This window comes from Mycolicibacterium thermoresistibile (assembly GCF_900187065.1).
Taxonomy (GTDB): domain Bacteria; phylum Actinomycetota; class Actinomycetes; order Mycobacteriales; family Mycobacteriaceae; genus Mycobacterium; species Mycobacterium thermoresistibile.
The window spans coordinates 4,321,947-4,334,732 of the sequence record NZ_LT906483.1 but is presented as its reverse complement, the minus strand read 5'-3'; the positions used below and the strand labels follow the sequence as shown (position 1 = coordinate 4,334,732).

Here is a 12,786-nt window from a genome sequence, read left to right as displayed (position 1 = left end):
CGAGTCGGTGCTTCCGGCGCGGCTATTGTCGGCCGCCATTGTCCGCGATGTCGCGCAACACCCGCAATGCCGCGGTGATGTTGTCGGCGGTGATCGCCCGCAGACCCCGGGGCACCGACGTCACCCCGGGCGGTATCACCGCGGTGCCGAAACCCAACCGGGCCGCCTCGGCGAGCCGCCGGTCCATCCCGGTGACGCGGCGCAGGTCCCCGGCCAGACCGACTTCACCGATCGCGACCGCGGTGGTGGGCAGCGGCAGATCGGTGTAGGCCGAGGCGATCGCCAACGCGACCGCCAGATCCGAGGACGAGTCGGTCAGCCGCATGCCGCCGACGGTGGACAGGTAGATGTCGTTGCTGCCGACCGGCAACCGGGCCCGTTTCTCCAGCACCGCGGTGATCATGGCGGCCCGCGCGGAATCGATACCGCTGACCGCGCGCCGCGGGGTGCCGGTGGCCGGGGCGCCGATCAGTGCCTGCACTTCGCCGATCAGCGGCCGCTTGCCGTCCAGGGTCACGGTGACGGCGGTACCGGACACCGGCGCCGGACGCTGATCGAGGAACAGGCCGGACGGGTCGACGACGCATTCGATGCCGCTGTCGTGCAACAGGAAGCAGCCCACCTCGTCGGCCGCGCCGAACCGGTTCTTGACGCCGCGGACCATCCGCAGCGCGGTGGTCCGGTCCCCCTCGAAGTGCAACACCACGTCGACGAGATGTTCCAGCGAACGGGGACCGGCGATCGCCCCGTCCTTGGTGACATGGCCGACCAGCAGCATCGCCACCCCCGGTGCAGCGGAGGCCTTGGCGTATGAGGTCAGCGCCGTGGTGACGGCACGCACCTGGGTGACCCCGCCGGTGACCCCGTCTGCCTCGGTGGTCGACATCGTCTGCACCGAGTCGACGACCACCAGGCTGGGTTGCACGGCGTCGATGTGCCCCAAGGCGGTCTGCAGATCCGACTCGGCGGCCAGGAACACCTCATCATGGGTGCAGCCGGTGCGTTCGGCCCGCAGCCGGATCTGACCGGCGGACTCCTCACCGGACAGATACAGTGCGCGCCGGCCCGCCCGCGCCCACCGGTGCGCGACCTCCAGCAGCAGCGTGGACTTCCCGACGCCCGGATCGCCGGCCAGCAGCGTCACCGAACCCGGCACCAGGCCGCCGCCCAGCACCCGGTCGAGTTCGGTCACCCCGGTGGGGAAGTGGCGGGTGGTGCCGGGATCGATGGAACTGATGGGCACGGCCGGGGAGGCCGGCGCGACCGCCCGGTGCCTGCCGTTGGCACCCCCGACGGGCCCGGCGATCTCGTCGACGGTGCCCCAGGTGCCGCATTCGGGGCAGCGTCCGACCCATTTGGCGGTGACGTGGTGGCACTCCGAGCAGCGGTACTGCGGGCGCGTCTTCGATCCTGGCCTGGCCACGCCGTGACGCTATCCGGCGGGACCGACAGAATCGGCGGAGGTCACCCGGCGGGCGTCAGTTGCGGCGGGGTGCGTCGCCGGCCGACACCGGCACCGAGACGGTGGTCTCGCCGGCCTTCTCGAACGTGAAGGTGAAGTCGTAGAGCAGACCGTTGGCGATCGGCTCGGACAGCGTCACCTCGGCCTCGGCGACCTCGGCCGCCTCGATGTCCTCCAGCGCCTCGGCCTGGCCGGCGGGGGTGCCGACCACCAGCATCCCGCCGCGCGGCAGGGTGGTGTCGCCGGTCAGCGTGACGGTGCCCACCTCGGAGGTGATCGAGACCAGCTTGTCCTCGGTGAGGGGGTTCTCGGTGGCGGCCACGAAGATCAGCTGCACGTCGGTGCCCGGCTCGATGAAGTCACCGCTCTGCTCGGCCTGCAGATGGATGTTGCGCAGCGCGATGTCACCGACTTCTGCCAGGGTGCCGTTGACCGCGGGCTCCTGGGTGGCCATCTGGGATATCTGCCCGGAGCTGCATCCGGTCAGCGCCACGGTGGCGGCCAGCCCGCAGGCGGCCAGTGACATGACGGACCAAGTGCGCCTTCTGCTGCGGTTCACGGAAGCCTCCTGCTCGGCCGACGCTTACGGCGACGATAGGACGGTCACGGTTGGGTCGCCGTGATTCGACTATGCACAGTAGTAGGTGGCGGATGGCGACGGTAGCGGAGGTCCCCGGCAACCCGCGCGCGGCGCCGGGCCACCGGGCGCGTGGTGGCCCGCATGCCGACTGTGCCAAGGGTTTAACGGTGCTCTCCGGTGTCACAGCCCGCCCGCGACGTGACCTGCAGAACACCGCGGCGGTGTTCCGGCATTGCACGGATTGCCCGTTCTGTCAACCCCCGATCTTCGCCGGTATAGCCCCTGACCTGCACAGTTGATCCGCACGCCGGTTGGCCCCGTGTTAGAATCAAGGGGTGAAAGGGGCTCGAAACTGATGATTTTTAAGGTCGGAGACACCGTTGTCTATCCACATCACGGTGCTGCGTTGATCGAGGCGATCGAAACCCGAACCATCAAAGGCGAGCAGAAAGAGTATCTCGTCTTGAAGGTCGCCCAGGGGGATCTCACCGTTCGAGTGCCCGCCGAGAATGCTGAGTACGTCGGCGTGCGCGATGTGGTCGGGCAGGAAGGCCTCGACAAAGTCTTCCAGGTGCTGCGGGCGCCGCACACCGAGGAGCCGACGAACTGGTCGCGGCGTTACAAGGCCAACCTCGAGAAGTTGGCTTCCGGCGACGTGAACAAGGTCGCCGAGGTGGTCCGCGATCTGTGGCGTCGGGACCAGGAGCGCGGCCTGTCGGCCGGCGAGAAGCGGATGCTGGCCAAGGCCCGGCAGATCCTGGTGGGTGAGCTGGCGTTGGCGGAGAACACCGACGACGCGAAGGCGGAGACGATCCTCGACGAGGTTCTTGCCGCCGCATCCTGATCAGGTGATGTCGATCCCGCGGGTCGGGCTCGGCACCGATGTCCACCCGATCGAGCCCGGTAGGCCGTGCTGGCTGCTGGGGCTCCTGTTCGACGGGGTCGACGGCTGCGCGGGTCATTCCGATGGGGATGTCGCCGCGCATGCCCTGTGTGACGCACTGTTGAGTGCGGCGGGGCTCGGCGATCTCGGTGAGGTGTTCGGCACCGGTCGCCCCGAATGGCAGGGGGTGACCGGTGCCGACATGCTCCGGCACGTGCGGGGCCTGGTGGAGGCCGAAGGTTTCCGGATCGGCAACGCCGCGGTCCAGGTCATCGGTAACCGGCCCAAGGTCGGGCCGCGGCGTGCCGAGGCGCAGCGGCTGCTCACCGAACTGCTCGGGGCTCCCGTTTCGGTGTCCGCCACCACCACCGACGGACTCGGTCTGACCGGACGCGGGGAGGGGCTCGCGGCGATCGCGACGGCCCTGCTGGTCGGTGGGGCGGTCGGGGGTGAGAACCGCCCGGCCGTGGGCCGGTAAGCTGGCACGTCGTGACCAACAGCCCTGCCGGCCTGCGACTGCATGACACCATGGCCGGTGCCGTGCGTGAATTCGTGCCCGTCCGGGCCGGTCATGTCTCGATCTACCTGTGCGGCGCGACCGTCCAGGGATTGCCCCACATCGGCCATGTGCGCAGCGGGGTCGCCTTCGACGTGCTGCGGCGCTGGCTGATGGCCAAGGGCTACGACGTCGCGTTCATCCGCAACGTCACCGACATCGACGACAAGATCCTGGCCAAGGCCGCCGAGGCCGGCCGGCCGTGGTGGGAGTGGGCCGCCACCTACGAACGGGCGTTCACCGCCGCCTACGACGCGCTCGGGGTCCTGCCCCCGTCGGCCGAGCCGCGGGCCACCGGCCACATCACCCAGATGGTCGAGTTGATCGAACGGCTGCTGGAGAAGGGCCACGCCTACCGCGCCAACCCGGACGGCGACGGCGACGTCTACTTCGACGTGCTGAGCTTCCCGGAGTACGGCCGGCTGTCCGGGCACCGCATCGAGGACGTCCATCAGGGCGAGGGGGTGGCGACCGGCAAACGAGATCAGCGTGACTTCACCCTGTGGAAGTCGGCCAAACCCGGTGAGCCGTCCTGGCCGACGCCGTGGGGCCGGGGCCGTCCCGGCTGGCATCTGGAGTGCTCGGCGATGGCGCACACCTATCTGGGCTCGGAGTTCGACATCCACTGCGGGGGAATGGATCTGGTTTTCCCGCACCACGAGAACGAGATCGCGCAGAGCCGCGCCGCTGGCGACGGGTTCGCGCAGTACTGGCTGCACAACGGCTGGGTCACCATGGGCGGCGAGAAGATGAGCAAGTCGCTGGGCAATGTGCTGGCGATCCCGGCCGTGCTGGAGCGGGTGCGCGCCGCCGAACTGCGCTACTACCTGGGCAGCGCCCACTACCGCTCGATGCTGGAGTTCTCCGAGACCGCCCTGCAGGACGCCGCCAAGGCCTACCGCGGTATCGAGGACTTCCTGCACCGGGTGCGGATCCGGGTCGGCGGGGTGGAACCCGGCGAGTGGACCCCGAAGTTCGCCGCCGCGCTCGACGACGACCTGTCGGTGCCGATCGCGCTGGCCGAGGTGCACCACGCCCGCGCGGAGGGCAACCGGGCGCTCAACGCGGGCGATCACGAGTCGGCGCTGGAACACGCCCGATCCATCCGGGCGATGATGGGCATCCTCGGCTGCGATCCGCTCGACGAGCGGTGGGAGACGGACCGGGAGTCCTCCGCGGCGCTGGCCGCGCTGGATGTGCTGGTGCGCTGGGCGCTCGAGGAGCGCGAGGAGGCCCGGGCCAGACGGGACTGGGCGCAGGCCGACACCATCCGCGACCGGCTCAAGGAGGCCGGTATCGAGGTCACAGACACCCCCGACGGCCCGCAATGGTCGCTGCTGGATGTCACGGCGACGGAGGCCACGACCCGCAGCGGGGACGGCGATGGCCGGTAACTCCCGCCGCCGCGGCGCGGTCCGCAAACCCGGCACCAAGAAGGGGCCGACGGTCGGGTCCGGCGGGGTGCGCCGGCGCGGCCTGGAGGGGCGTGGCGCCACCCCACCCGCCCACATGCGGCCCAACCATCCGGCGGCCAAGCGGGCCGCGCAGGCGGCGAAGGCGAAGCAGCGCCGCGCCGCCGCGCAGAAGGACGAGACCGAGATCGTGCTGGGACGCAACCCGGTCGTCGAGTGTCTGCGTGCCGAGGTCCCGGCCACCGCGCTGTACGTCGCCCTGGGCACCGAGGCCGATGAGCGGTTGACCGAGGCGGTCCGGCTGGCCGCCGACGCCGGGATCTCCATCCTGGAGGTGCCCCGCCACGATCTGGACCGGATCAGCGCCAACGGGCTGCATCAGGGCATCGCGTTGCAGGTGCCGCCGTACCAGTACGCGCATCCCGACGACCTGCTGGAGCGGGCGACGACCGACACCGAGCCGGCGTTGCTGGTGGCGTTGGACAACATCTCCGACCCGCGCAACCTGGGTGCGATCGTGCGCTCGGTGGCGGCGTTCGCCGGGCACGGCGTGGTGATCCCGCAGCGGCGGTCGGCCTCGGTGACGGCGGTGGCGTGGCGGACCAGTGCCGGCGCCGCGGCGCGGGTCCCGGTGGCCCGCGCGACGAATCTGAACCGCACGTTGAAGAACTGGGCGGACGCCGGGCTGATGATCGTCGGCCTGGATGCCGGCGGGGACACCACGCTCGACGAGCTCGACGGCACCACACCGCTGGTCGTCGTGGTCGGTTCGGAGGGCAAGGGGCTCTCGCGGCTGGTGCGGGAGAACTGTGACCTGGTGGTGTCGATTCCGATGGCGGGCCCGGCCGAATCGCTGAACGCCTCGGTGGCCGCCGGTGTGGTGCTGGCCGACATCGCCCGCCAGCGCCGACGCTGACTGCGCGGGATCCCGTGCGGGCGTTCAGGTGCCGAACAGCTGCAGGCTGACCCACAACGCCAGTACCGACGCCACCAGCGTCAGCGGTGCGGTCATCAGCCCGATCCGGGAGAACTCGCCGAATCCGGCCGGGATGTCGGGCTGCACCGCGTTGCGCCACAACAGATTCGACAGCGATCCCAGGTAGCTGAGGTTGGGGCCGATGTTCACCCCGATCAGCACCGCGAGCACCGCCGCGGGGCCGGCCGCCGACACCAGCGGCAGTAACGCCAGAACCGCCGGCAGATTGTTGACGGCGTTGGCCAGCACCGCGGCGGCGGCCGCGATGCCGAGCAGTCCCCACAGCGACCCGGGATCGGGCAGGACCGCCGCCAGCGCACCGTCCAGGCCGGCGGTCCGCACGGCCTCCACCACGATGCCGAGGCACACCACGAACGCCAGGAACGGCAGATTGGCCGCGGACAGCACACCCTCGGCGGTGGTGCGGCCCCTCGCCAGGCCGTGCACACCGAGCACGAGCGCTCCGGCCAGTGCGGCCCAGGCCGGAGCGATTCCCAGCCACGAGGTGACCGCGAAGCCGGTCAGCGTGAGGCCGAGGACGGTGAGCACGAAGACCGGCACACCCACCGGTTCCGCCGGCCGGTCCCCGGTGGACGGCGCCGGGGACAGGTCGGCGCGGAACAACCGGCGCAGCAGCACGAACTCGCAGGCGATGGCGGCCAGCCAGGGCAGCGTCATGAGCGCGGTGAACCGGGTGAACGACAGCCCGCAGACGCCGAACGCCAGCAGGTTGGTCAGGTTCGACACCGGCAACAGCAGCGACGCGCTGTTGGCCAGATGAGCGGTGGCGTAGGCGTGCGGCCGCGGTGCGACCCCCAGCCGCCGGGCGGTGGCCAGCACCACCGGCGTCAGCAGCACGGCGGTCGCGTCCAGGCTCAGGATCGCGGTGGTCGCCGCGGCGACGACGAACACCATCGCCAGCAGGCGGACGGGGTTGCCGGAGCTGACCCGCGCCATCGCCGCACCGGCCGCACGGAACAGCCCCTCGTCGTCGCACAGCCGCGCCAGCACCAGCACCGCCGCCAGGAAGCCGACCACCGGTAACAGCCGGTCGGCCACGGCGAGCGCGTCGGGCAGCGCTATCGCCCCGGTGAGCACCACCAGCGCGGCCGCCGGCACCGCGACGACGGCTTCCGGCCAGCCCCGCGGCCGCGTCAGCGCGGACACCAGGACCGCGATCAGCGCGGCCGAGGCGACCGTCACCGCCATGGGTCGGTGCGCTGCCACACGGTGGGCAGGTGCAGTGGGATTCCGTCCGTTTCCGCGAGCCCGCCCAGCACCCGCATCGAGAAGTCGAGGTCGTCGGCGGCGTACGGCAGGGCCCGCACGGGTCTGTGCAGCGGGCGGAAGAAGTCGTCCCAGTGGGTCAGCACGACGCGGCGGGCGCCGACCGTGCGCACCGTCTCGGTCCAGTAGTCGACCAGATAGCGCTCGGGCTGCAGCCCCAACTGTCCGACGCCGAGGTAGGCGACCTCGGCGTGCTGTCCGGCGAGCGCGCCGCGCCGGAAGCCGGCGCTGCCCACGATCAGCAGGCGCCGGCCGGACGGGCGGTGCCCGACCAGCAGCGACCACGCTTCGCCGCACCGGTATGCCGACACCCGGGCCGGCGGGGCGACGGGCGCGTCGATGGTGCCGGGAAACCGGTCCGGCGGACAGTGACCGGTGTCGATCAGCGTGATGTCGAAACTGCCCGCCGAGACCGACGCACCGTCGGCGGCGACGACGATGCGGTCGTCGGGCAGACCGGCGCCGCGGCCGACCTGGGCGGCCGAGGCCCCACCGATCAGCACCGCCCCGGTGCGGTCGGCGACCGCCGGCGAATCGAGCACATGGTCGTAGTGGGTGTGCACGGGTATCACCGCGGCCAGCCGGTGCAGGCGCAACCGGGCCAGAGAACCCTCGATGCGGGCGGTGTCCGGCTCGAGCCGCCGCAGTGCGACGGTGGCGAGGGCGGGCCGGGAGAAGAACCCGTCGGTCAGCAGGGCCGACTTCCCGTCGTCGATCAGCAGGGTGGTGACCCCCGCCCAGGTCACCGTCAGCCTCGACGTCGCCGCGGCGGCGGGCACGTCGAAGCGGTGGGCGTACGGCGTCAGCGACGGTCGGCCGGGACGGATCCGCATCAGGTGAACGCCGCCAGTTCGACGCCTTCACGGCGCAGCCGGTCCCGGACGGCGTAGGCGATCGCCACCGCACCGGCGGTGTCCCCGTGCACGCAGATCGACTCCACGGTGATCGGGATCGTCGAACCGTCCACGGCGACGACGCGTCCGGTGGTCACCATCATCGCCACCCGTTCGGCGATCTCGGCTTCGTCGTGCAGCAGGGCGCCGCGCAGCTTGCGGTCCAGCAGTTTGCCGTCGGGTCGGTAGGCGCGGTCGGCGAACGCCTCCGGCACGGTGCGCAGCCCCAGGCGGTGTGCTTCGGCGAAGAACACCGACCCGTACAGGCTCAATACCGGCAGCTCGGGATCGACGGTGTGGACCGCCTCGGCCACCGCACGCGCCTGCGCATGGTTGCTCAGCAGCGAGTGATAGAGCGCGCCATGTGGTTTCACATAGGACACCCGGGTTCCCGCGGCCTTGGCGATGGCCTGCAGCGCACCGATCTGATAGATGACGTCGGCGGTGAGGTCGCGCGGGTCGGCGTCGACGAAGCGGCGGCCGAAGCCGGCCAGGTCGCGGTAGCTGACCTGCGCGCCGATGCGCACACCCCGTTCGGCGGCCGCCCGGCAGGTGGTGATCAGCCCGGCCGGGTCGCCGGCATGAAAACCGCATGCGACGTTGGCACTGGTGATCACGTCGAGCATGGCTTCATCGTCACCGAGTCGCCACACTCCGAAGCTCTCCCCGAGGTCGGCGTTGAGGTCAACGGTCGGCACGCAGCCAAGCCTATGTGGTGCTCACACCGGCGCCGGCAGGCGAACGCCGGGTGACCCCCGGGTGGCTTACCGCATACCGTCCGGTAATCGGGTGGTGATGCGGTCCGCTCACCGCCCGCCCGGGCCGCGAACGGAGCCAACTTGTACTGCGCGCAGGGCCTTGTCGGGATAGCATCGGCGGGCGCATTGAGGACTGGGCCCTGGCTCGTCAACCCCCGAAGGAGAACCGCCAGTCATGACTCGGATGTTGATCGCCGTCGTGCTCGCTGTCGCGGGGCTGTTCACGGCGGTGCCGGCGGCGCACGCCGGACTCGACGACGAGCTGTCGATGATCGACGAACAGAACCGGAAACTGACGATCCAGCAGTGGGACACCTTCCTCAACGGTGTGGCCCCACTGGACCGCAACCGGTTGACCCGGGAGTGGTTCCATTCGGGCAAGGCCCAGTACCTGGTCGAGGGCCCGGGGGCCGAGGAGTTCGAGGGCACCCTGGAACTGGGCTATCAGATCGGGTTCCCGTGGTCGCTGGGCGTGGGGGTCAACTTCAGCTACACCACCCCCAACATCCTGCTCGATGAAGCCGACATCACCGGTCCGCCGTTCGGGCTGGACTCGGTGATCACCCCGAACCTGTTTCCGGGCGTGTCGATCTCGGCGGATCTCGGCAACGGTCCGGGCATCCAGGAGGTCGCCACGTTCTCCGTCGACGTGGCCGGTCCGTCCGGCAAGGTGGCGGTGTCCAATGCCCACGGCACCGTCACCGGTGCGGCCGGTGGGGTGCTGTTGCGGCCGTTCGCCCGGTTGATCGCCTCCACCGGCGACAGCGTCACCACCTACGGCGAACCCTGGAACATGAACTGACGCGGTGAGTCACGGCGGTGACGATCGTTATTGAAAACGATTGTCACTTCTGTTATTCATGGAGAGGCCGTTTCGTCCGCGGTCGTAGCCATGCGGAAGCCGAACGTGCCGGGATAGCATCATCGGGCCGAATGCCCACCAGACGGGTCCGGTGCACGTCGAAGGGGAGTGCGCACGCTCATGGGTCGAATCTTGATGGCCGTTGTCCTGGCGGTCAGCGGGCTGTTTCTGGCAGCGCCCGTCGCCCATGCGGGCCTGGACAATGAGCTGTCGCTGGTCGACGGGCAGGACCGGACGCTGACGGTGCAGCAGTGGGACACCTTCCTCAACGGGGTGTTTCCGCTGGACCGCAACCGGCTGACCCGGGAGTGGTTCCACTCCGGCCGCGCCAAGTACCGCGTCGAGGGACCCGGCGCCGAGGACTTCGAGGGCACCCTGGAACTGGGCTATCAGATCGGGTTCCCGTGGTCGCTGGGCGTGGGCATCAACTTCAGCTACACCACCCCCAACATCCTCATCGACGGCGGCGACATCACCGGCCCGCCGTTCGGGCTGGACTCGGTGATCACCCCGAACCTGTTCCCGGGGGTGTCGATCTCGGCGGATCTGGGCAACGGTCCCGGCATCCAGGAGGTCGCCACGTTCTCCGTCGACGTGGCCGGCCCCGAGGGCGGGGTCGCGGTGTCCAACGCCCACGGCACCGTCACCGGTGCGGCCGGCGGGGTGCTGCTGCGGCCGTTCGCCCGGCTGATCGCCTCCACCGGCGACAGCGTCACCACCTACGGCGAACCCTGGAACATGAACTAGCCCCGGCAGCCGTTCGCTAGGCCCGGGCTCCCGAGTCGGTCCAGCCGTTCTCCGAGACGAACTCGTCGAGGGGACGGCCCACCGTCCAGTTCTCGATCTCGAGTTCCGGACGGTCCGGAAAGTCCGGCACCGGACCCAGGCACAGCACCGCGACGGGTTCGGCGTCGGCCGGTATGTCGAGCAGGGTCGCCAGCCGCCGCGGTTCGAACAACGACACCCAACCCATGCCCAGACCTTCGGCGCGGGCGGCCAGCCAGAGGTTCTGGATGGCGCACGACACCGACGCCAGGTCCATGTCGGGCATGGTGCGGCGGCCGAAGATGTGGCGTTCACGATCGTCCCCCAGCGCGACCACGAGCAGCTCCGCGCACTCGAGGATGCCCTCCACCTTCAGTGCCAGGAACTCCTCACCGCGCGGGCCCAGTGCCGCTGCGGTGTGATGGCGTTCCTCATCGACCAGTCGGTGGATGGCGCGCCGCAGGTCCGGATCGGTGATCCGGATGAACCGCCACGGTTGCATCAGGCCCACATTGGGAGCGGCGTGGGCGGCGTGCATCAACCGCTTCAGCACATCGTCGGAAATCGTTGTGCCGGGGATGAATCGGCGCATGTCCCGGCGAGTGTGGATGGCTCGGTACACGGCCCGTCGATCGGCGGGGCTGAACGCATGCTCGGTCACCGAGTCCAGCTTAGGCCGCCGAGGTGTGACGGTATCGACCGATCACCCAACAGATCACGTAGATCGCGAACGAGATGGCGGTGACGAACACCGACACCGGAACCCCGGGCGCCAACGACAGGATGATCCCGCCGACCGCGGACACCGCGGCGAAGAGCACCGATGCGGCGATGGTCGCGGCCGGGGAGACGAACACCCGCACCGCGGCGGCCGCCGGGGTGATCAGCAGTGACATCACCAGCAGCGCACCCACGATCTGCACACCCTGGGCGGCCACCACGCCGACCAGTGCCGCGAACACGATCCCCAGCGCCCGCACCGGAACACCGCGGCCGGCGGCCACTTCCGGGTCGACGGTGGCGAACAGCAGCGGCCGATAGCTGACGGCCAGCACCGCGACGACGGCGACGGTGACCGCCACCAGCATGGCCAGCCCGGTGTAACTCACCCCGACGATCTGCCCGGTGAGCAGGGCGAAACTGGTTCCGGCCCGGCCGGGGTAGAGGTGGATGAACAGCACCGCCAGACCCAGGCCGAATGCGAGCACCACCCCGATCGCCGAATCCCGTTCGCGGGCACGCTGTCCCAGGACACCGAACAGCACCGCAGCCAGTGCGCAGCCGATCAGCGCGCCGACGCCCACGTTGAAACCGGCGAGCAGCGCGAACGCCGCCCCGGTCAACGACAACTCGCTCGAGCCGTGGACCGCGAACGACATCTGCCGCATCACGATGAACGGTCCGATGAGGCCGGCCACCAGGGCCAGCAGCGCCGCGGCGAGCAGGGCCTGTTGGACGAAGGAACGGCCCAGCAGATCCGCGGTCACATCGAATGCGAACAGATTGCGGAACAACTCGGTGAGGCGCTCATTCATGAAGATGTCCGCTCATGTGTCCGGAATGGTCGAGATGTTCGCCGACCACGACGTAGCGGCCACCGACCCGCAGCACCTCGATGTCGGCGCCGTACAGCTCCGACAACGTCTCGGAGGTCATGACCTCTTCGACGGTGCCGATCCGGAACTGACCGTCGACCAGGTACAGCACCCGGTCCACGTACCGCAGCACCGGGTTGACCTCGTGGGTGACGAACAGGACCGCGGTGTCGGCGGTGCGGCGGCGCCGGTCGATCAGCGCCGCCACCAGCCGGGCATGGCCGGGGTCGAGATTCAGCAGCGGTTCGTCGCACAGCAGCAGCTCCGGGTCGGTGACCAGGGCCTGCGCGATGCGCACCCGCTGCAGTTCACCGCCGGACATCAACCCGACCGGGGTGTCCGCCAGGTGGTCGGCGTTGACCTGTTGCAGCGCCTGTCGCACCGCTGTGCGTTTGGCGTCCCGTCCACGGGGATCCGGCAGGCCCCAGCGGTGCCCGTCGTACCCCAGCCCGACCAGATCGCGCCCGCGCAGCGTCAGACCGGAGTCCAGCGAACGGTGCTGGGGCACATAGCCGACGTGTCGGTTACCGGCCCCGACGGGGCGTCCGAGCACCCGGGCCTGACCGGCGCTCAGCGGCAGCTGACCGAGCAGCACCTTGAGCAGCGAGGTCTTACCGGTGCCGTTGGGGCCGAGTACGGCGATGAACTCGCCGGCCCGCACGGTCAAATCGAGGCCGTCCCACAGCACCCGGTCGCCGAAGGCCAGCCGGGCGCCGCGCAGCGAGACGACGGCGTGCGGATCACTGCTCACGGGGCT

The 12,786-nt window shown here is 70.2% G+C and carries 14 protein-coding genes; 6 read left to right on the top strand and 8 right to left on the bottom strand.

What is annotated here, in order from left to right:
- Nucleotides 1–22: 22 nt before the first annotated feature.
- Both radA and CKW28_RS20490 read right to left on the bottom strand, forming a co-directional pair.
- On the bottom strand, nt 23–1,423 hold the full coding sequence (gene radA / locus CKW28_RS20495) for a DNA repair protein RadA (RefSeq protein ID WP_003925063.1): 1,401 nt from the start codon (nt 1,421–1,423) through the stop codon (nt 23–25).
- A 55-nt stretch (nt 1,424–1,478) separates the two neighbouring features.
- Entirely contained in the window at nt 1,479–1,988 is a 510-nt protein-coding gene (locus tag CKW28_RS20490) for a copper chaperone PCu(A)C domain-containing protein (RefSeq protein ID WP_003925062.1), read from the bottom strand.
- A gap of 409 nt (nt 1,989–2,397) precedes the next feature.
- Here CKW28_RS20490 and carD point away from each other — a divergent pair, with 409 nt between their 5' ends.
- From carD to rlmB, 4 genes are read left to right on the top strand one after another with little or no spacing between them, the layout of a single operon-like run.
- Complete coding sequence (gene carD / locus CKW28_RS20485) at nt 2,398–2,886, top strand: RNA polymerase-binding transcription factor CarD (RefSeq protein WP_003921720.1); 489 nt, start codon at nt 2,398–2,400, stop codon at nt 2,884–2,886.
- A 7-nt stretch (nt 2,887–2,893) separates the two neighbouring features.
- Nucleotides 2,894–3,403 (top strand): 2-C-methyl-D-erythritol 2,4-cyclodiphosphate synthase, encoded by a 510-nt coding sequence (ispF, locus tag CKW28_RS20480; protein ID WP_003925061.1) that lies wholly within the window; start codon nt 2,894–2,896, stop codon nt 3,401–3,403.
- Nucleotides 3,404–3,414: 11 nt separating this feature from the next.
- Nucleotides 3,415–4,875 carry a cysteine--tRNA ligase gene (gene cysS, locus CKW28_RS20475; protein ID WP_003925060.1) on the top strand — a complete coding sequence of 487 codons (1,461 nt, stop codon included), beginning with the start codon at nt 3,415–3,417 and terminating at the stop codon, nt 4,873–4,875.
- Nucleotides 4,865–5,809 carry a 23S rRNA (guanosine(2251)-2'-O)-methyltransferase RlmB gene (gene rlmB / locus CKW28_RS20470; RefSeq protein WP_003925059.1) on the top strand — a complete coding sequence of 315 codons (945 nt, stop codon included), beginning with the start codon at nt 4,865–4,867 and terminating at the stop codon, nt 5,807–5,809. Before cysS ends, rlmB begins: the two co-directional genes overlap by 11 nt.
- 24 nt (nt 5,810–5,833) lie before the next feature.
- On the opposite strand, the gene CKW28_RS20465 is transcribed toward rlmB, so the two are convergent.
- From CKW28_RS20465 to CKW28_RS20455, 3 genes are read right to left on the bottom strand one after another with little or no spacing between them, the layout of a single operon-like run.
- Nucleotides 5,834–7,078 carry an SLC13 family permease gene (locus CKW28_RS20465; protein WP_003925058.1) on the bottom strand — a complete coding sequence of 415 codons (1,245 nt, stop codon included), beginning with the start codon at nt 7,076–7,078 and terminating at the stop codon, nt 5,834–5,836.
- On the bottom strand, nt 7,069–7,989 hold the full coding sequence (locus tag CKW28_RS20460) for an MBL fold metallo-hydrolase (protein WP_003925057.1): 921 nt from the start codon (nt 7,987–7,989) through the stop codon (nt 7,069–7,071). The genes CKW28_RS20465 and CKW28_RS20460 overlap by 10 nt, the downstream gene beginning before the upstream one ends.
- Nucleotides 7,989–8,747, bottom strand: a complete 759-nt coding sequence (locus CKW28_RS20455; RefSeq protein ID WP_003925056.1) for a LamB/YcsF family protein — start codon at nt 8,745–8,747, stop codon at nt 7,989–7,991. The genes CKW28_RS20460 and CKW28_RS20455 overlap by 1 nt, the downstream gene beginning before the upstream one ends.
- 244 nt (nt 8,748–8,991) lie before the next feature.
- Here CKW28_RS20455 and mspA (CKW28_RS20450) point away from each other — a divergent pair, with 244 nt between their 5' ends.
- Both mspA (CKW28_RS20450) and mspA (CKW28_RS20445) read left to right on the top strand, forming a co-directional pair.
- On the top strand, nt 8,992–9,609 hold the full coding sequence (gene mspA / locus CKW28_RS20450; RefSeq protein WP_003925055.1) for a porin MspA: 618 nt from the start codon (nt 8,992–8,994) through the stop codon (nt 9,607–9,609).
- Nucleotides 9,610–9,789: 180 nt separating this feature from the next.
- Nucleotides 9,790–10,416 carry a porin MspA gene (gene mspA / locus CKW28_RS20445; RefSeq protein ID WP_003925054.1) on the top strand — a complete coding sequence of 209 codons (627 nt, stop codon included), beginning with the start codon at nt 9,790–9,792 and terminating at the stop codon, nt 10,414–10,416.
- 16 nt (nt 10,417–10,432) lie between these two features.
- Here the strand turns inward: mspA (CKW28_RS20445) and bluB are convergent, their stop codons facing one another.
- From bluB to CKW28_RS20430, 3 genes are read right to left on the bottom strand one after another with little or no spacing between them, the layout of a single operon-like run.
- The gene (bluB, locus tag CKW28_RS20440) at nt 10,433–11,095 is read right to left on the bottom strand and encodes a 5,6-dimethylbenzimidazole synthase (protein ID WP_003925053.1); all 663 of its coding nucleotides are present in this window, start codon (nt 11,093–11,095) and stop codon (nt 10,433–10,435) included.
- Between the two features lie 10 nt (nt 11,096–11,105).
- Nucleotides 11,106–11,969: a metal ABC transporter permease gene (locus tag CKW28_RS20435; protein WP_003925052.1), complete on the bottom strand. Its 864-nt coding sequence runs from the start codon at nt 11,967–11,969 to the stop codon at nt 11,106–11,108.
- Nucleotides 11,962–12,780 (bottom strand): metal ABC transporter ATP-binding protein, encoded by an 819-nt coding sequence (locus CKW28_RS20430; RefSeq protein ID WP_003925051.1) that lies wholly within the window; start codon nt 12,778–12,780, stop codon nt 11,962–11,964. Before CKW28_RS20430 ends, CKW28_RS20435 begins: the two co-directional genes overlap by 8 nt.
- Nucleotides 12,781–12,786: the final 6 nt, after the last annotated feature.